Genomic DNA, 17,291 nt, shown 5'->3' with positions numbered 1-17,291 from the left:
CATCACCGCCGCTGCTGCCGTTATTGCGGCAGGAACTCCCCTTTTTTTCTTTTTGAAAACCAGCTTTAATTTCTGTACCATTTCAATAAACCTCCTGTCAGTGGATTTTATTTATCCTTATTATCCTTTTTGGGTTTTTCCCGCATGAAAAACATTGCTATTACAATGATGAAAACCGGCAGGATACAATGCCAGTGACTTAATAATAATCCCATATCCATGTGCTCCTTTCTATCCTGATACGGCTGCATTACCCGCTGCCGCCCCTAAAGTTTTTTGTGTTTACTGGCAGCAGGAACCGCCTGCCCCCTGAAATGTTTCATCCGGCCAGATCAGCGTTTTAAAATTGCGGATTTCTTCCCTGACCGCATTTAAATCCATGTTCCCCAGGTCATCCACAACCTTTATATATCCATAAAATTTGTTATCCCCGGTAGAAAAGTCAAAGCTGCCCGCAGGGGTAAAATAAAGGGGATTTTCTCCCTTTTCAAGGGGAAGCTGGGTTGCAAAATCCGGAACAAGAAGCCAGGTATCATAATTGGATTCAGAAGTATTGTCAATGATATTCCACTGGACATCCACACCGGATTTTATGACTGCAGCAGCCGGCTTAAAGCCGTCATCCGTAAGCTCCATGGTAATCTTCTGAATGCTGTTCCCATAATCATCTTCGGCATCCTCTGCAATGGCCACGTCATCCACGGGGATCACATAGCCTGCCGGCACCGGCGACTCCGGAGCGTATTCTTTTAATATGCCGTCCGCATCGGAATTTGTGGCGCTCTCCGGAGCGCCGGCTTCCGTTACGTAAATGTTGCCGCGGATCATGCCCATCCAGCAGCTATAGGTCACTTTCCCTGTTTTTTCAGGTGTAAATTCAATGACATTCTCGCCTGTTTTGAAGGAATGCTCAATGTTATATTCCCGGATGATCATCCGGTTATTGCAGCCGTTGATGCTGCCCTGGGGGGCATCGATGATCCACTTCACCGGGATACCTGCCTTAACATTAATATTCGGATACCTGCCCGGAGCAAGCGTGCTGCTTACGATCTGTACGCCGTCTTCTATCTTAATGTCATCCTTGTTTTCCTGCTTCCCGCCTCCGGCACTGTCTGCACCGGGGAAAATGTCCGGAGCCTGAATCCCGGCCAGGCTTACTCCCTGGGAAAACATGGACATTCCAAGTACGACCACAAGCACTGCGCCCACCGTCATGACCTTGCCAGCGAACTTTTTCCCAAGCACCGAGGACAGCGCTCCCAGGCCGAACATGAGCGGCACGGTCCCAAGGCTGAACAGGAACATGGATAACGCTCCGGAAAGCGGATTTCCGGTAGACAGGGCATAAATCTGCATCGCCTGCAAAGGACCGCATGGCATCAGACCATTTAATAAGCCCACGATAAGCGGACTTTTGCTTTTTGATTTTTCCTTATCGACCTTTCTGGCAAAGACCCTGGGCATTCTGGGACTAAACCTGCGAAGCCATGGAAAAATCCCCAGCATATTTATTCCCATTATAACCATGAATACACCGGCAACCAGCTTAAGCACTCCCTGAAGGGTATTGGAAAAAGTGATCACCGAACCCAGCGCACCTACCAGAAAGCCCACTGCCGTGTAAGAAATAACACGTCCAAGATTATAAAGAAAGGTTGGGCGCAGCGCAGAAAAACGGCTCTTCTCCCCGTCCGCTTCCTCCCCCCTCGGTATGCACTGGGAAAGATTGATTCCGCCGCACATTGCCACGCAGTGGACGGACGTAACCAATCCGATTATAAATAACATTCCATAGCTCATTTTAGAATCTGCCAACTGGCTGGGCGCCAGTAAATTCAAGAGCCCAAACTGCTGTATCAGCATATACAGCGAAACAATGATCAGCAGAATACCGATGGCGCGGCTGGAATCCGGTTTCTGCCGTTCCCTTTCCGTTAATACTTTGTAATCCAGACTTTCAATCACTCCGACAATGCTCTTATATGAAATAATATCCGTATCATAGGTAACAGTGGCGGTTCCTGCGCTGTAACTCACCTCTGCCTTTTCGATGCCGGCCGTATTGCGCAGTTTCTTCTCGATCTTATTCTGGCAGCTGATACAGGTCATTCCGCCGATCCGCAATTTTTTAGTTTTCACACCAGATCCCATCTCGCATCCTCCTTTTCTATTTCTGAACCCAAGAATAGCAGGACGATTTGTAAAAATTGTGTAGATAAAAAATTTTTTCAATTATTTTTTTATTTTTTTAAGGGAACCGGATATCCGGACAAAAAACTCCTGCCGGTTACAACTTTTAGTACTACCGTATTATTTTTAGATGATATTTGACAAATAATATGAGCTTGATATATAATTAAAATTGTCGAATTATACAGAAATATGATAGTTCAGCATCAAATGTGCAGCGATTAGCTCGAATGTCCCGATAATAATATTTCATATTGGATAACATCCAAAATATTCAGTTTTATCGGGAAGAGAAGGACAAACCTTCCTGTGGTTGCAGCAATAAAAATAAGTTTCTGTAATTCACCGGGTTAAAAAGGCAGCAAAAAGGGGGGGGGAGGTCACATGGGGCAGAATGACAGCAGGCCGCCGACTTAATTCATTTATGATCACTGTCAAGCGGCGGGGCATGACTGTAAAGTTATTACAAAAGATAAATCGGAGGAAATCACAATGACTGAGGAGAAACACACACAAAAAAAAGGTGAAAAAAGCGGTACAAGCATTGCAGCACACATGAGACATAATAAATCCATTAAAAAGACCCTATTATTAGGAATCATCGGTTTGTCTGTCTCCATAACCGTTCTTTGCGGACTGGTCAGCGCAATACTGTTTTACCGCGACGCGAAAAATAATACGGAAAACCGCTTACAGGAATGTGCCATAGCCTATAACCAGTCGGTTGAAAATGCAATTACAGTTTACCGGACCAGGATCGAAGCAATCGCTAAATACACTTCCATCACAGATCCAGGCAAAACAGAAGCACAAAAGAAAGAACTAATGGAGCAATTGGCCCAGGAAAATGGTTTTATCTCCCTCACCACTGCAGATGTAAACGGCAAAGCTGCCAACGGTTCCGATATGAGCCAGCGTGAATACTTTAAACAGGCGATGGAAGGTAATACTTATATTTCATCCACATTAGTCAGTGACGTATTGGGAATACCCGTGCTGGTTATCGCAACAAAGATTGACAATGGCCAGTATGACGGCATTCTGTCAGCCGCCCTGGATTCGGATACCTTCAGTCAGATGATTGATAATGTTTCTATCGGCAAGTCCGGATACGGGTTCGTTGTTGATAAAGAAGGAAAGATCATTGCACATAAAAACAGAGAAACCGTTAATAACCAGGTCAACTACATAGAAATGGCAAAAACAGACAAAAGCCTGGCGGGAGCAGCCGGAGTGGTTGAGGAGATGATTGCCGGAAAATCCGGGATGAAGACGGTCAATTTAAAGGGCAGCCAATTGACTAACGTCTATGCTCCTATTCCGGACACAGACGGCTGGTCTATCGGTATCGTTGCGAATCAGTCAGAGATGATGTCAAGTTTCTATGCCTCCATCGCTGTTACTGCCGGTATGACCATACTATTTGTACTGATTTCCGTTATTATTGCTTTCCGGATCGCCAATCCCATCGTGACACCGGTTGTAAGCCTGGTGAAACGGATCGAAGCTCTCGTAGATGGGGACTTACATTCCGAGGTGCCGCAGGTGGCTACGGGGAACGAGCTTGAGACATTGTCAAAATCCTTTACAAATACGGTGGTCACTTTAAATAATTACATCCAGGAAATTTCATTCATCCTGTCAAGCCTGGAACAGGGTGACTGTACGGTTGCAACAAGTCAGGATTACAGGGGCGATTTTATCCAGCTTAAAGAATCGCTCAACAGGATTATCAATAATCTGAACTCCGTATTCATAAACATCAGAGAGTCCTCTGAACAGGTAGCAGGCGGTGCAAAACAGATATCAAGCGCCTCCCAGTCCCTTGCAACAGGTGCGACCGAACAGGCAGCTACCGTGGAAGAGCTTAATGCTTCCGTAACAAGCGTAGCAAGCCAGGCAGAACAGAATGCTTCCAATGTACAGAAAGCCACGGATTATGTAAGGCTGGCCAGTACCGGTATGAATGAAGGCAATGAACAAATGCAGAAGTTAGATGCTTCCATGAAGGAAATCGGGGCTGCTTCTGAAAAGATATCCAGCATTACAAAGGTTATTGAGGATATCGCCTTCCAGACAAACATCCTTGCGCTTAATGCTGCGGTTGAATCTGCCCGGGCGGGGGAAGCCGGAAAAGGCTTTGCAGTCGTAGCCGATGAAGTGCGCAATCTTGCGGCAAAGTCCGCAGAGGCCGCCAAACAGACCGCGGATTTGATCGAGCATTCCGTCAGTGCCGTTTCAGACGGAGAAAAGCTGGCAGATGAAACCGCAGCGATCCTTCGTGATGTGGCGGATAAGGCAGGAATTGTAGAACAGACCATACAGGAAATTGCTGCTGCTTCCTTCCAGCAGGTACAGGCCATTGAACAAATCAACCAGGGCTTGTCCCAGGTATCGACCGTAGTTCAGACAAATGCGGCTACTGCGGAAGAAAGTTCTGCTTCCAGTGAAGAACTGGATGCACAGGCACAGACGCTGAAACAGGAGGTCGGAAAATTCAAGCTTCAGGATAATAAACAGGCAAATGATGAAATTTTTGACCAGTCCCCGGCTCCCATGATTCTTGAAGACGACTTCGGAAAATATTGATAAACACAGGGCGTTGCACAAACGACTGGGATGGCCCATTCGTTTGACAACGCCCTGTATTTTTACTGTTTTGCTTTCTTTTCAAATTGTATAAGGGATGCAATCAGTTCTTCACAGATCTGCCTTACGCTTTTATGATCTGTTTCAACGATCACATCTGCCGCTTTTTGATAATAGCCGGCACGTTTTGCCATAAGCTCTTTTATGAATTCAACATTCATATTTCCATTTAAAATGGGACGCTCGTCACTTTCCTTCACTCGCTCCAATGTGGTTTCCGGGCTGGCAGTCAGCAGCACAATGCGGCTGCTCTTTTTTAAATTTCTTACATTTTCTTCCCGTATTACCGCACCGCCGCCGCAGGAGATAATGGTCTGTCTGCAGCTTTGCAGGCTGATGATCGCATTGCTTTCGCAATTCCGGAAATATTCTTCTCCGTATTTTTCGAATATATCCTTAATAAGCATCTTCTGCTCCTGCACGATCATGGAATCCACATCAACTTCCTTCATGGCAAGCATATCCTTTAAATACTTGGAAACCGTACTTTTACCGGAACCCATAAACCCGATGAAAGCGATGTTATAATGAAACAGGCTTTTGCTCCGGACGCATTTACTTTCCTCTTCGATTTGTTTAAAAATCCTTAATAATTCATTGCTATAGGCATGATCACCAATTGCGGCAATTAAATTTTCATACCGGACCTTCTCCTGTTCCGGCTGGAAAACAGGCAGTCCATGCTCTTTTTTATATTCTATGATTTCAGCTATGTAACCAAGACGCTGCATCAGAAGCTCCAATACAGCCGCATCACAACGATTCAAATCTTCCCATACCTCATTCAGTTCTCTCATAACATCTCTCCATTTTTTGTTTTATCATAATGTTCCAATATATTTTTTACATTATACCTATATCAGGCATAAATTGTAAAGCAATACTTTGCCATAAAGTATCCAGATCGATACTAGGTATCTCAAAATATCGTAGTTTACAAATATAATCCATGATATATAATAGTCTTGCAAACAAAATATAATACGAACCATCGAAAGGAGCAGTAATATGAAAGAAGTATTGGATTACTTAAAAGCATGTGGTACTTTTTATTTAGCAACCAATGAGGGGGACCAGCCGCATGTCCGTCCGTTTGGAGCCGTATGCGAATTTGAAGGAAAGCTCTACATAACAACCAATAATCAGAAAAAAGTCTACGACCAGATGAAGAAAAATCCAAAAATTGAAATCTCCGGTATGAATAAAGGCACATGGATCAGACTTGAGGCAGAAGCCGTTCATGACGGCAGGCGTGAAGCCCGCGAAGCAATGCTGGAAGATAACAAGGCTTCTCTCAGCAATATGTATTCCGTTGACGATGGCATCTTTGAAGTATTATATCTTAAAAATGCAACTGCTACCATTTGCTCTTTCACAGGTGAGCCTAAAGTCATCAAATTCTGATGGATCAAAGAAATCGGCCAGTGTAAGCATACTTCTGGCCGATTTATTCATTCCAATTCATTTTTCTGTTCCGATAACAATCTCTTCTCACCGGTAATTTCCTGTATCGGTTTGATATCCTGTGTTACTTCCAGAACTCCAAGATATTCCCCCTTATCATCTCTCACCGCATAATATCGGATCAAAATATATTTCCCAGCCATTTTTATCCAGAAATCTTCGTGGTCTTTCCTGCCGGTCTTAAAATCGTCAACAATTTTTTCAACGATATGAACGCTTGCCGGGGGATGACAGTTGGAAACATTTCTGCCGATAATGGCTTTCGTTCTCGGGAATGCCCGTTCCTTCCCTTCTGAAAAATACTTCACCTCATCGTCCTTGTCCACAAAGGTAATATCAAAGGGAAGTGTATTTAACATGGCAGTCAATTCTTCCACCTTAAATTCTCCGGAAGGCAGTTTTATGAGGCCGCTCTCCTGCCCCGCCTCTTTTACCGTCCCCTTCCTCTCTTCCTGTGCTGCAGCAGGATTCCACACCGGTACATGGTCGATGATAAATCCTATTTCCGGACTTTCATCGGCAATTGTTTTCCATTCTTCCTGTGTTAACTGCTCCAAAAGCATGGGAACCATGATATTCTCTTCCTTAAATATCATTTCTGTAATTTTATCTAATAATTCTTCGGTTTTTTGTATCAGAATTTCATTCTTTTCTGCTCTCCTGTCAAGCATTTCCATCACATTTTTCAACTGGTTTCTGATTTCATCATCCACTCCCCACATCACTTTCGGAGGTGCAGTGATTCCATATTTCTCCATGTAGGGAAACAGCAGGTTTTCTTTTTTCTGATAGTGTACGGACAGATCCTTTAATTTGCTTACTCCCTCAATCAGCCTTAAGAATTCCTTTTTTTCATCCATTTTTGCCAAAGATAAATATGGCCGGATCTCCTTTTCCATGATATGAGTGATTTTTTTATTTTCTTTTACTAATACATTCAATGGATGGCCAGGTATGAAAGCCGGATCGGCCGGCTGATGGATCTCCTCAATGGAACCTTTAAAGACTGCGGCATGAACATCACAAAGCCTTTGGACTTCCTCCACCGGAAGACCATCTGCAATCAGGGCGGCTTCCGCCATGGATATCTCAGTAGCCGAAACATCCTGAAAGGCATCTTCAAACTGCTGTTTTACGTCTTCCACCGTTTTGCCTTCATGCAGCTGTTTGATAATCTTTTTTATAGTATTCTGCCTCATCTCACGATTGTTGATATATTCGCTCATAAACTTCCTCCTTATCATCAAATAGAAAATTTACCCCTTAAACAACAGCACCTCTGTCTGATTAAATATTCCATTCAGAAAGAGGCGCTTTCATTGACTATTCTACTGTAATTACCGAGACCGGACAGCCTTCCTGTGCTTCTACTGCTGTCTGTTCAACTTCTTCCGGTACATCGTCAACATATACTTCTGCAGGCCCATCCTCTCCCATGCGGAATACCTCCGGACAAGTAGCTGCACATAACCCGCATTCAATGCAGCCCTCTCTATCAACTACTGCCTTCATACCAATAACTCCTTTCTTTTATAAATTATGCGTTATGAATCAGGCGGCTCTTAACGTCTGATAACCTCCTCATTCATAGCACATGATACTGATGCCTTGACCCAAAATGCATATTTAGTGTTGGTAATATTCTTACAAATTATCCTGAAATTTCTCTATTATTTTGATTGTTTACATTTTAAGGATATCATTCCCATTTCCGTTTGTCCGTTGTCATTACAACATTTTCCATATATTCTAATTAACGCAAGCGGACTCTTAATTACTTTCCTTTTTCATATACCTGTATCCACGGTTGACGCCGTCCCCAATGTAAAGGATATCATCAAATTCAGACACGTTCAATCTTCCATTGGCGTCTAAATAAGTTTCGGCTACGAGCCTTCCTTTGATGCGTGCCAAAACATTGGTGATCCCTTTGTAATTTTCACTTTCTATGACGTCAGTCAGCGTACATTCTATGGAAACCGGACACTCCTCTATGACCGGAGCATTGACGGCCGCTGACGGTACGGGAGTCAGATTCAGGCTTTCAAATTTCTTACACACAGCCCCGGAATTTTTTCCGCAAAAGTCCACGGCCTCTACCAGTCTGCTGTCTGCTATATTGATAACAAAATCAGACATTTCTTTTATCTGGCCGATAGCATGACCTTTGCTGCTAAACCCCAATGCCACCATGTCCTTCAACGTATAGGACGAGGATATGGTCGTTACATTGGGAGTGCCGGTCTTATCATAATAGCTTACAAGAATGACCGGAAAACCGTAATACATTTTTTCATAATCTACGTTTACTTTTTTCATTTTTTCCTCCATTTATTCAAGAAATATTTTGTTATATCTGCAAGCCAGCACCTTGCGATTTCATGATAGCAAAAAAAGTCCATCAGATACGTTGCCGCTGCAACACTTCTGATGGACTTATAAATAATAATGTCAAAGCGGATATCCGCAATCCGCTTCGCTACTTGCTTGATAAGGTTAAATATTATGCATTCATGAATAACTCAATATCATCTTCAACGGTGCCAATGCCCGCGATCCCGAATGTATCCACAAGAACCTTAGCAACATTTGGAGATAAGAATCCTGGTAATGTGGGTCCCAGATGAATATTCTTCACCCCTAAGTAAAGCAGTGCAAGAAGCACGATGACCGCTTTCTGCTCATACCATGCAATGTTGTAAGCAATCGGCAGCTTGTTGACATCATCAAGACCAAATACTTCTTTCAGCTTCAGCGCGATCACTGCCAGTGAATAGGAGTCATTGCACTGTCCTGCATCCAGGACTCTCGGAATGCCGCCGATATCGCCAAGTTCCAGTTTGTTATATCTGTATTTTGCACAGCCTGCCGTGAGAATGACGGTGTCCTTCGGAAGCTGCTTTGCAAATTCCGTGTAGTACTCCCTGGATTTCATCCTGCCGTCACAGCCTGCCATAACGAAAAACTTCTTAATCGCACCGGATTTCACGGCATCCACCACCTTATCGGCAAGTGCCAGTACCTGGTTATGGGCAAAACCGCCTACAATGCTGCCTGTTTCAATCTCATCCGGAGCCGGGAGACTCTTTGCCATTTCAATAATGGCAGAAAAATCTTTCTTACCATTTTCGTCAGCTGTAATATGAAGGCAGCCCGGGAAGCCTGCTGCACCTGTCGTAAAGATCCTGTCCGCAACTTCCGGAGTTTTTGGCGGAACGATGCAGTTTGTGGTAAAGAGAATGGGGCCATGGAAGGATTCAAACTCACCGACCTGCTTCCACCAGGCGTTTCCGTAGTTTCCTACAAAATGATCATATTTCTTAAACGCAGGATAATAGTGGGCAGGAAGCATCTCGCCATGCGTATAAACATCTACTCCGGTCCCCTTTGTCTGTTCCAGAAGCTGTTCCATATCGGTCAGATCATGACCGGAAATAAGAATGGCCGGATTCTTTCTGACGCCGATATTAACGGAGGTGATCTCCGGATTCCCGTATCGGGAAGTATTGGCTTCATCGAGAAGCGCCATGGCCTTCACACCGTATTCCCCGGTTTTTAAGGTCAGGGCCACCAGATCATCAGCGGTAAGGCTGTCATCAAGAGTCGCAGCCAATCCTTCATACATGAAAGAGTAAATGGATGCATCCTCTTTTCCGATATTGAGTGCATGTTCTGTGTACGCAGCCATACCCTTGATTCCGTAAATGATCAGTTCTCTTAAGGAACGGACATCTTCATTTTCCGTAGCAAGGACTCCGGCCTGGGAAGCCTTTAAAAGCATGGACTCTCTGTTGCCCACGGTAAATACTGCGGCATCATGGTTCCCATGATAGCCTGCATCCTTTGCAAGCTGATCTCTTAATTTAAGGACTTTCACGATCTGCTTCTCAATTGCATCCGCATCAAAGTTCGCATTTGTGATCGTGATAAAGAGACTTGTTAATACCTCGTGGTTAATCTCACTGATTTTTGCAGCGTTTGTTTTTGTCTTCACAACAATTTCGGAAATCCCCTTTGCTGCATAAACAAGCAGGTCCTGAAGCTTTGCAACCTCCTCATTCTTGCCACAGACACCCTTAACGGTACATCCTGTGTTTTTTGCCGTTTCCTGACACTGATAGCAAAACATGCTCATATTCTGTTACCTCCTATTGTAAAAAATTTTATGCATAACACCAATCCGTATTGGTGCTCGTGCTTATTTACCGGCCTGGTAGAGATTTGTAAGAAAGAGGAACATCCACTCATTGCTTTTCTCTATGTATTCCGGATGGGAAAGCATCTCTTCTTTTGTCTGAACATAAGGCCCCGGCTGGATTTCGTCTTCACAGTTTTTTATCAGATTTTTAAGGATCCTCCCTGTGTTTTCCAAATGAAACTGAAATCCGAATACCCGGCTTTTATAACAAAATGCCTGATGAAGACAGGCCTCACTTTCCGCCAGCAGCGTAACTTCCTCAGGCAGGTCCGAAAATGTATCTCCATGCCACTGAAAAACGGTCAGTTCCTTTGGAAACCGTTTGAACGCCCGGATCTTCTCTGCTTCTTTTGTAAAGGTTACGGTATGCCAGCCAATTTCCTTTACCGGGTTTTTTGCCACCCTTCCTCCCAGAACATCTGCAATCAGCTGCGCCCCCAGACAGAATCCCAATACCATCTTATTGCATGAAATGGATTCCCTGATCAGCTCCTTTTCCTCCGAAAGCCATGGATACCTGCCTTCCTCATAAATATTCATCGGCCCGCCCATTACTACAAGCCAGTCAAATTCTTCCGGCTGCGGAAGCCTTTGGCCAAGGTACAACTGAGTGCTTGTAACCGTAAATCGGTTCTCTTCGGCCCATAGCAGGATCGCTCCTGGGTTTTCAAATGAAACATGCTGTAAAAAGTGAAGTCTCATACCGGTCCCTCCTGTACAAAAGCTGTTTCCTCTTCCATTAGAGGATATCATTGCCAAAGGATTATGTCTGTTGTTATTACAACACATTGAAACTTTTTATTTCAATTTTCATTTAATTCCATTCTAAGCAGCGAATAGAGTATCTGGCTGTGTGACTTTCTCTTTTTTGTATCCGTTCCCAAAATACAGACACTCGGATACGCCCCATACCGGGACATAAAATAAGGTACTATATTGCGCTCTTCCATTAAGGCTTCATACCCCTCTTTGTATTGTTCCCAGCCAATCCAGTGCTTTACATATTGATCCAGCAGTACTTGTGTAGGAGCAAAATTAAGGTCATGAATGTATTGTGCATGAACAATCTTGTTTACAAAATACTCCAAATCCAGCTTTTTGGTAAATCCGCACAGCTGAGATTCATTCTTCCGCCGTATATCCAGTACCAGGTCTGCGTTATATTCCTTTAATTTCTCAAAAAAATCTGCTGCACTCGTCTCATACGCGCTCATTACATACAGCCGGTGTGTTCTTTCCCGCCCGGTGCCCTGCATCCATTCGCCCGCCCGGCACCCATAGCCCGTTGATTCATCCCCCATGCTTTTCACCTCTTTCTATTCACTAAAAATACAGTACAGGTAAAATATACACAAAAAAGCGATCCGCATGGGTTGCTCCTGCAACATATGCGGATCGCTTTTTATGCAATTCCCGGTAATTTAATCCGGAAATTCTTTTAAGATCTTAAAGGTATTCTTATCAAAATCAATGAGTCCTTCGGATTTCATCAGATTCAATTCCCTGGTCAGTGCACTTCGGTCTGCACATAGATATTCCGAAAGCTCCACTCTTCCCATTGATGTGGTAAAATACCTGCTGTTATTTCTCTGTGCCTGAATGGATAAAAAGCAGCTTATTTTTTCCCGCAGGGTTTTCTTGGTGATGATCTCAAGCTTCTCCATAAGCTGCACATTTTTATTGGCGATCAGGGTCACCATGTTTTCGATCAGCCTGTGATGGTATACGCAGGACCTGCTGCAGGAATGCATGACACGCTCAAACGGCAGATATAATACCTTTGCTTCCTTTCCCGCCACAAATGTCACGGTCGCAGCTATGGTACTGCCGCAGGTAAATGTCTCGCCGAACAGTTCCTCTTTTTCCATGACTGCCAGTATGGTTTTATTGCCCCATAAGTCTTCTTTTATCATCTTTACGGAGCCTTCCAGAATAACGCCTACGCATTTGACAGCTTCTTCTGTTAAAAGAATGAATTCCCCTTTTTTGTATGTTTTAATATAGCTTCCCAGACATTGAAGCATAGGGAGCAGATCCTTGCTGCTGATTCCGAAAAACAGGGGGATATGGCTGCATTCCTTTAAATGGTCTTTTAAGAATTCTTTCATTATTACTCCATACGTTGTTATTATTTCACAGACACATATCTGTTGCCTTCTATATAAAACCGCCATGGATAATCCCTTGCTTCCCCGGCATAATCAACCCCTATCCGTTTCGTTGATACTATGGGGAAGTCTTCCTTTTGACCTTCTAAAAGATATAGCTTATTGCCGCACAAATCTTCTCCATTCAGCGACCGGTCAATCAAAAGTGCCCTGCATAATTTTCCGGGCCCATTCGTCAACCCGGTAATCTGGCTTCTGCTCAACTGACCGTATGGCTTTTTATACCTGTTTTCAGCCATGAAACCGACTTCTCCCATTGGCTCAACAGCCCGTATCAAAACGGCTTGCGGGATTCCTTCTTCCCGGGTAACGATATTAAAGCAATCATACATGCCATAAATCATAAATACATAGGAAAAGCCCGGGCCTCCATACATGACTTCAACTCTCGGTGTCCGCCTTCCTCCATAGGAATGCGCAGCTTTATCACCGATCCCCATATATGCTTCTGTTTCTACAATTTTAGCGCTGACTTTTTTCCCGCCTGCTTCATGGACGAGAATCTTCCCCAGAAGTTCTTTTGCAACGATTATGGAATCTCTATTATAAAATTCTCTGCTCAATGTCTTCATTTATTATATCATCCCGCGACAGACAGAAATTCATCGCTCTCCTTAAAAGTCTTATTTTCTTTATGCGAAATAACTCACATTTTGTGAATTTTAATCCTTTGCGCATATAAATAATAATACATCTAAAGATTCTTGTAAAGTCAAAGCGGATATTCGCAATCCGCTCAGCCACTTGAATTTGTTCTTTTAATCCCGCATGCAATAGCCCCTTTGGGACAGCAATCCACACATTCCAGACAGGAAATGCATTCCGTGGAATCCATTTGACCGGACTTTACCATGCCGTGTACATCCAGGCTCATCGGGCATTGTTTATTGCACTTTTTACAGGAAATACAGGCGTTACCGTCTGCTGTCAGGCGAAATCTTGGTATATGTAGGAAATCCGCAATTTTTTCACCAAGCACCATGAACGGCGCCATCCAGCAGATACTGTGGCACATGCCTCTTTTGCCGGTTAAAAGAGCACATGCGTAAATTAACGTAGCAACAATAAAATAAATAATTACAATAAACAGATTAACCTCTGACATATAAAAAAAATTCACTTTAAGCGGAAAACGGCGGCACCACAGAAAAATAATAAAGGTAAGCCAGACAATCCAAATAATATACTTCGAAGCATTTCTCCACCGGCTGTTCCATGGCCTGCTGTTGATATTTGAAACCTGCTCCTGCAACGCACCTCCCGGACACAGCCAGCCGCAGAAAAGGCGGCTGCCGAACACGGAAAATAATAATAAAAGCCCAAAAATAACGGCGCTTCCATTTATGATGCCATGTAATGCAGACATCACGATGATAAAGGGGGACAAAAAGAAAAACAATAATGGAAATAAAATTGCTGAGTATGTAAGAAGCCCTTTGCGTATTTTTTGTCTCATTTTATCAAACCTTCCTGTCTGATCTCGTCAGCCATTCTGTCTGCGGTCTTTTGGGCCCGTTCCGTAAAATCCGGAGCATTGCTATATGGTACTACATATCTTCCGGCTAGTTCCGTATGGAACATACCTCCATTCCCGCCGTCAAAAGCCCTTCGGAAAAATTCCTGTACGAGATCGGCGTTTTTCTCGGCCGGGCCTGCGCATGTAATGAGAAGCGCCATGCGTTTCCCGTTTAAGACAGGGGTATTTGAGAGGCTGAAGCACCGATCCACAAATGGCTTTAATTGTGCGGTCAAATCAAACGAATAAAGCGGAGAAGCTATCACAATGGCGTCTGCAGCTTCCATTTTTTCAAAAATGGACAGTGCGTCATCTTTTTGAATGCAGCCGGATTCATCCTTTTTTCTCATGCATGTGTAGCATCCGACACAACCGTTCATTTTATAATCCGTTATATTAACTCTTTCTACATCATTTCCCTTTGCAAGCATGTTATTCTCAAAGAATTCAAGCGCTGCATCCGTCTTTCCTTTCTTATTCGGGCTTCCCATGATCGTTAATGTTTTCATATTAAATTCCCCTTCCTTATTTGGCCTGAAAGCGTTCACTCCGGCCTGCTTCGGGATTCGTTTCAAGCTCTGTGATCAAATCCCCGCACCATTTCAGCACAAAATTATAATAATCAATTCCATAAGCCATCGTTGCATACCGGTAAAAATACCGGTCTTTGTCATATTTCTCCGCTGCGTCCTCCCTTTGGCTGATCAAATCCCTTACAACGGGTTCAATCATTTTAACAAGAGCTTTTAAATTGGCAATTGCATTTTCTTTGGGCAAAAATTCATAAAAGAAAATCTTTACCAAATGGTCTTGTCTTGACTTTTCGAAAAGGACCGGTTCCGCAACCCAATTCAAAAAAGCTTCTTTTCCGCTCTCGGTGATCCGGTATACCTTCTTATACTTACTCCCCTCAACAGATTCATGAAACAGAACCAGGCGCTTACTCTCCAGCCTCTTTAGCGCCGGATAGATACTTCCAAAGCTCGCATCAAAGAAATAGGATGTTGAATAAGTCATCCATTGCTTTAAGTCATATCCGCTTTTTTCACCGTTCATGAGGAATCCAAGAATTATGAATTCTAGCATAATTGCCTCCTTTGTCTATTTTATATCGATCATATATATATCGTATCGATATATTGGTTTTATATTACACCTCAATATTTTTCTTGTCAATCTTTTTTTACCGCTATCTTACGCTATTTTCCGGTAGTAAAAAAGCCAGCATAAAAGTTTGATAAAAATCAACTCCTTACACCGGCTTTTCTGCACTCCATTAACAGGCCACAATTTCTTTAATCATAAACTCCCGTCCGCCAAGCAATTCCCAGGAAGTACTCCCGCAAACAGGGCATTTATGTAAGTTCTCCAGGACATGGAATACTTTACCGCATTGGCAGCATCGTCCATTTCCCGGAATGATTTCAATCTCCAGACGGGTGTTTTCCAGCAGCGTGCCGTAAACAGCGGCGGGATAACACTGCTCCACATAATAAGGTACCACCGAAGCCAGCTCGCCGATCTGCAGCACCAGCGTTTCCACCTTTGTCAGCTGCTGCTCGCGGGCGATATTCTCTACCACGCGCACTACCTCAGCGATAATACCCAACTCATGCATGGAACGCCTCCTGTCTGCTCATTGCCTTACGAATTTTTTTCATGGTTATTTTCGCTCTGCGTTTTACCACATGGGGCAAAACCGCTTTTTTCATATCCAGCAGGGATACGCCTTCCCCGTCATATCGGCGTATCAGTGAGATTGCATCAAATTTACACTTGGTGGTACACTGGCCGCAGCCTACGCACAGGAATTCATCCACCACTGCGGCCCCGCAGCCCAGGCAGCGTTCCGTCTCTTTTTGTACCTGCTCTTCGGTAAAGGTACCGCGTTCATCGGAGAAGCTGTGAGGATTTGCCTTTTGTCTGACCTTCTGACGGGGCATGCGGTCATAGGTCTCCAATACAAGGGAATCTTTATCCAGGGACTTATATTCACGGCGGTCCCGTCCAATGACGAGGCTCTGGCCCGGCTGTACAAACCGGTGGATGGAAACCGCTCCCTGCTTACCCGCCGCAATCGCATCAATGGCAAATCCGGGGCCGGTAAACGCGTCTCCGCCGGCAAAGATATCCGGCTCATCAGTCTGGTAAGTAAAGGGGTCGGCCTTTATGGTACCGTCAGGATTGCAGACAATCCCTGTGCCTTTAAGCAGATTGCCCCAGCTTATGGTCTGACCGACGGAAAGCAATACCCAGTCAGCTTCCGCTATCATAGTATCACGATCATCGAACACAGGCGTAAAACGGCCGTTTTTATCAAACACCGATACACAGCGCCGGAACTCAACCCCCGTAACCCGTCCGTTTTCCGCAATAATCCGGACCGGGCCCCAGCCATTATGAATCCCTATGTTTTCTTCCTTTGCCTCCTCCAGTTCATCATGTGAGGCCGGCATTTCCTCCGGGCTCTCAAGACAGTAAAGCTCCACGTTTTCAGCCTCCGCACGGGCAGCCGTGCGCGCAACATCTATTGCCACGTTTCCGCCGCCGATCACAATGGCCTTCCCAAACAGCTTCACATCTTCCAGACGGTTTATACGGCGGATAAAATCAATGCCGGAATATACCCCCCCGGCTTCTTCGCCTTCTATCCCAAGACCGCGGCCTTCCTGAGCGCCGATTGCCAGGTAAAAAGCCTCAAATCCCTGTCTGCGCAGCTGCCCGATGGTAATATCCCTTCCCACTTCCACGCCTGTTTTGAATTCCACGCCCAGCTTGCGGAGTACATTGATTTCTGCATGAACCACGTCTTTTCCCAAACGGAAGGACGGGATTCCCATCATCAGCATCCCGCCTGGCTCCTTTTCCTTTTCAAACACGGTCACCTTATATCCATCCACTGCAAGAAAATAGGCACAGGAAAGGCCGGCCGGACCTGCTCCGACCACAGCTATGGGCCGGCCATAGCTGTGGCGTTTTTCCGGAACAAAACAACGGGCTTCATTTAAGTCCTGATAAGCGATAAATTTTTTAATCTCATCAATTGCTACGGGTTCATCAATGTCTCCCCGGGTACAGGCCGATTCACACCGGCGGTTACAGA

The 17,291-nt window shown here is 44.4% G+C and carries 17 protein-coding genes; 2 read left to right on the top strand and 15 right to left on the bottom strand.

Annotated features, from left to right (window positions below; translation table 11 throughout):
• Nucleotides 1–282: 282 nt before the first annotated feature.
• Nucleotides 283–2,154: an urease accessory protein UreH domain-containing protein gene (locus BQ9856_RS06835; RefSeq protein ID WP_077610364.1), complete on the bottom strand. Its 1,872-nt coding sequence runs from the start codon at nucleotides 2,152–2,154 to the stop codon at nucleotides 283–285.
• 531 nt (nucleotides 2,155–2,685) lie between these two features.
• Between BQ9856_RS06835 and BQ9856_RS06830 the strand changes: the two genes are divergently transcribed.
• Nucleotides 2,686–4,782 carry a methyl-accepting chemotaxis protein gene (locus BQ9856_RS06830; RefSeq protein ID WP_077610363.1) on the top strand — a complete coding sequence of 699 codons (2,097 nt, stop codon included), beginning with the start codon at nucleotides 2,686–2,688 and terminating at the stop codon, nucleotides 4,780–4,782.
• A gap of 62 nt (nucleotides 4,783–4,844) precedes the next feature.
• Here BQ9856_RS06830 and BQ9856_RS06825 read toward each other — a convergent pair whose 3' ends face one another.
• A complete protein-coding gene (locus tag BQ9856_RS06825; protein WP_077610362.1) occupies nucleotides 4,845–5,639 on the bottom strand; it encodes a shikimate kinase in 795 nt (264 codons plus the stop codon).
• A gap of 211 nt (nucleotides 5,640–5,850) precedes the next feature.
• On the opposite strand from BQ9856_RS06825, the gene BQ9856_RS06820 reads away from it, so the two are divergent.
• Nucleotides 5,851–6,246 (top strand): pyridoxamine 5'-phosphate oxidase family protein, encoded by a 396-nt coding sequence (locus tag BQ9856_RS06820; protein ID WP_077610361.1) that lies wholly within the window; start codon nucleotides 5,851–5,853, stop codon nucleotides 6,244–6,246.
• Nucleotides 6,247–6,293: 47 nt separating this feature from the next.
• Here the strand turns inward: BQ9856_RS06820 and BQ9856_RS06815 are convergent, their stop codons facing one another.
• The 13 genes from BQ9856_RS06815 to BQ9856_RS06755 form a co-directional block, all read right to left on the bottom strand.
• A complete protein-coding gene (locus BQ9856_RS06815) occupies nucleotides 6,294–7,532 on the bottom strand; it encodes a DUF438 domain-containing protein (RefSeq protein WP_077610360.1) in 1,239 nt (412 codons plus the stop codon).
• 97 nt (nucleotides 7,533–7,629) lie between these two features.
• Nucleotides 7,630–7,818, bottom strand: coding sequence for a ferredoxin (locus BQ9856_RS06810; RefSeq protein ID WP_077610359.1), 189 nt, complete (start codon nucleotides 7,816–7,818; stop codon nucleotides 7,630–7,632).
• 258 nt (nucleotides 7,819–8,076) lie between these two features.
• Entirely contained in the window at nucleotides 8,077–8,625 is a 549-nt protein-coding gene (locus tag BQ9856_RS06805; RefSeq protein WP_077610358.1) for a flavin reductase family protein, read from the bottom strand.
• Between the two features lie 184 nt (nucleotides 8,626–8,809).
• The gene (gene hcp / locus BQ9856_RS06800; RefSeq protein ID WP_077610357.1) at nucleotides 8,810–10,441 is read right to left on the bottom strand and encodes a hydroxylamine reductase; all 1,632 of its coding nucleotides are present in this window, start codon (nucleotides 10,439–10,441) and stop codon (nucleotides 8,810–8,812) included.
• A gap of 63 nt (nucleotides 10,442–10,504) precedes the next feature.
• Entirely contained in the window at nucleotides 10,505–11,206 is a 702-nt protein-coding gene (locus BQ9856_RS06795; RefSeq protein ID WP_077610356.1) for a type 1 glutamine amidotransferase, read from the bottom strand.
• A gap of 101 nt (nucleotides 11,207–11,307) precedes the next feature.
• Complete coding sequence (locus BQ9856_RS06790) at nucleotides 11,308–11,805, bottom strand: DUF488 family protein (protein WP_200801270.1); 498 nt, start codon at nucleotides 11,803–11,805, stop codon at nucleotides 11,308–11,310.
• A gap of 120 nt (nucleotides 11,806–11,925) precedes the next feature.
• Complete coding sequence (locus BQ9856_RS06785; RefSeq protein ID WP_077610355.1) at nucleotides 11,926–12,612, bottom strand: Crp/Fnr family transcriptional regulator; 687 nt, start codon at nucleotides 12,610–12,612, stop codon at nucleotides 11,926–11,928.
• A 20-nt stretch (nucleotides 12,613–12,632) separates the two neighbouring features.
• Nucleotides 12,633–13,244, bottom strand: coding sequence for a DNA-3-methyladenine glycosylase (locus BQ9856_RS06780; protein WP_077610354.1), 612 nt, complete (start codon nucleotides 13,242–13,244; stop codon nucleotides 12,633–12,635).
• Nucleotides 13,245–13,408: 164 nt separating this feature from the next.
• The gene (locus tag BQ9856_RS06775; protein WP_077610353.1) at nucleotides 13,409–14,128 is read right to left on the bottom strand and encodes a 4Fe-4S binding protein; all 720 of its coding nucleotides are present in this window, start codon (nucleotides 14,126–14,128) and stop codon (nucleotides 13,409–13,411) included.
• Nucleotides 14,125–14,697: a flavodoxin family protein gene (locus tag BQ9856_RS06770; RefSeq protein WP_077610352.1), complete on the bottom strand. Its 573-nt coding sequence runs from the start codon at nucleotides 14,695–14,697 to the stop codon at nucleotides 14,125–14,127. Before BQ9856_RS06770 ends, BQ9856_RS06775 begins: the two co-directional genes overlap by 4 nt.
• A gap of 16 nt (nucleotides 14,698–14,713) precedes the next feature.
• Nucleotides 14,714–15,274, bottom strand: a complete 561-nt coding sequence (locus tag BQ9856_RS06765) for a PadR family transcriptional regulator (protein WP_077610351.1) — start codon at nucleotides 15,272–15,274, stop codon at nucleotides 14,714–14,716.
• 190 nt (nucleotides 15,275–15,464) lie between these two features.
• Nucleotides 15,465–15,806 carry a hydrogenase maturation nickel metallochaperone HypA/HybF gene (locus BQ9856_RS06760; RefSeq protein WP_077610349.1) on the bottom strand — a complete coding sequence of 114 codons (342 nt, stop codon included), beginning with the start codon at nucleotides 15,804–15,806 and terminating at the stop codon, nucleotides 15,465–15,467.
• On the bottom strand, nucleotides 15,799–17,291 hold a 1,493-nt coding region (locus tag BQ9856_RS06755; RefSeq protein WP_139348763.1), incomplete at its 5' end, for an FAD-dependent oxidoreductase. The genes BQ9856_RS06755 and BQ9856_RS06760, both read right to left, overlap by 8 nt.

The sequence above is a fragment of the Clostridium sp. Marseille-P2415 genome (assembly GCF_900155545.1).
Lineage (GTDB): Bacteria > Bacillota > Clostridia > Lachnospirales > Lachnospiraceae > Lacrimispora.
This window is presented reverse-complemented; position numbering and strand designations above follow the sequence as displayed.

Bases quoted from the DNA above. Each gene is read 5' to 3' on its own strand.
- BQ9856_RS06835 (WP_077610364.1), bottom strand. From the start codon at position 2,154: ATGGGATCTGGTGTGAAAACTAAAAAATTGCGGATCGGCGGAATGACC.
- BQ9856_RS06830 (WP_077610363.1), top strand. From the start codon at position 2,686: ATGACTGAGGAGAAACACACACAAAAAAAAGGTGAAAAAAGCGGTACA.
- BQ9856_RS06825 (WP_077610362.1), bottom strand. From the start codon at position 5,639: ATGAGAGAACTGAATGAGGTATGGGAAGATTTGAATCGTTGTGATGCG.
- BQ9856_RS06820 (WP_077610361.1), top strand. From the start codon at position 5,851: ATGAAAGAAGTATTGGATTACTTAAAAGCATGTGGTACTTTTTATTTA.
- BQ9856_RS06815 (WP_077610360.1), bottom strand. From the start codon at position 7,532: ATGAGCGAATATATCAACAATCGTGAGATGAGGCAGAATACTATAAAA.
- BQ9856_RS06810 (WP_077610359.1), bottom strand. From the start codon at position 7,818: ATGAAGGCAGTAGTTGATAGAGAGGGCTGCATTGAATGCGGGTTATGT.
- BQ9856_RS06805 (WP_077610358.1), bottom strand. From the start codon at position 8,625: ATGAAAAAAGTAAACGTAGATTATGAAAAAATGTATTACGGTTTTCCG.
- hcp (WP_077610357.1), bottom strand. From the start codon at position 10,441: ATGAGCATGTTTTGCTATCAGTGTCAGGAAACGGCAAAAAACACAGGA.
- BQ9856_RS06795 (WP_077610356.1), bottom strand. From the start codon at position 11,206: ATGAGACTTCACTTTTTACAGCATGTTTCATTTGAAAACCCAGGAGCG.
- BQ9856_RS06790 (WP_200801270.1), bottom strand. From the start codon at position 11,805: ATGGGGGATGAATCAACGGGCTATGGGTGCCGGGCGGGCGAATGGATG.
- BQ9856_RS06785 (WP_077610355.1), bottom strand. From the start codon at position 12,612: ATGAAAGAATTCTTAAAAGACCATTTAAAGGAATGCAGCCATATCCCC.
- BQ9856_RS06780 (WP_077610354.1), bottom strand. From the start codon at position 13,244: ATGAAGACATTGAGCAGAGAATTTTATAATAGAGATTCCATAATCGTT.
- BQ9856_RS06775 (WP_077610353.1), bottom strand. From the start codon at position 14,128: ATGAGACAAAAAATACGCAAAGGGCTTCTTACATACTCAGCAATTTTA.
- BQ9856_RS06770 (WP_077610352.1), bottom strand. From the start codon at position 14,697: ATGAAAACATTAACGATCATGGGAAGCCCGAATAAGAAAGGAAAGACG.
- BQ9856_RS06765 (WP_077610351.1), bottom strand. From the start codon at position 15,274: ATGCTAGAATTCATAATTCTTGGATTCCTCATGAACGGTGAAAAAAGC.
- BQ9856_RS06760 (WP_077610349.1), bottom strand. From the start codon at position 15,806: ATGCATGAGTTGGGTATTATCGCTGAGGTAGTGCGCGTGGTAGAGAAT.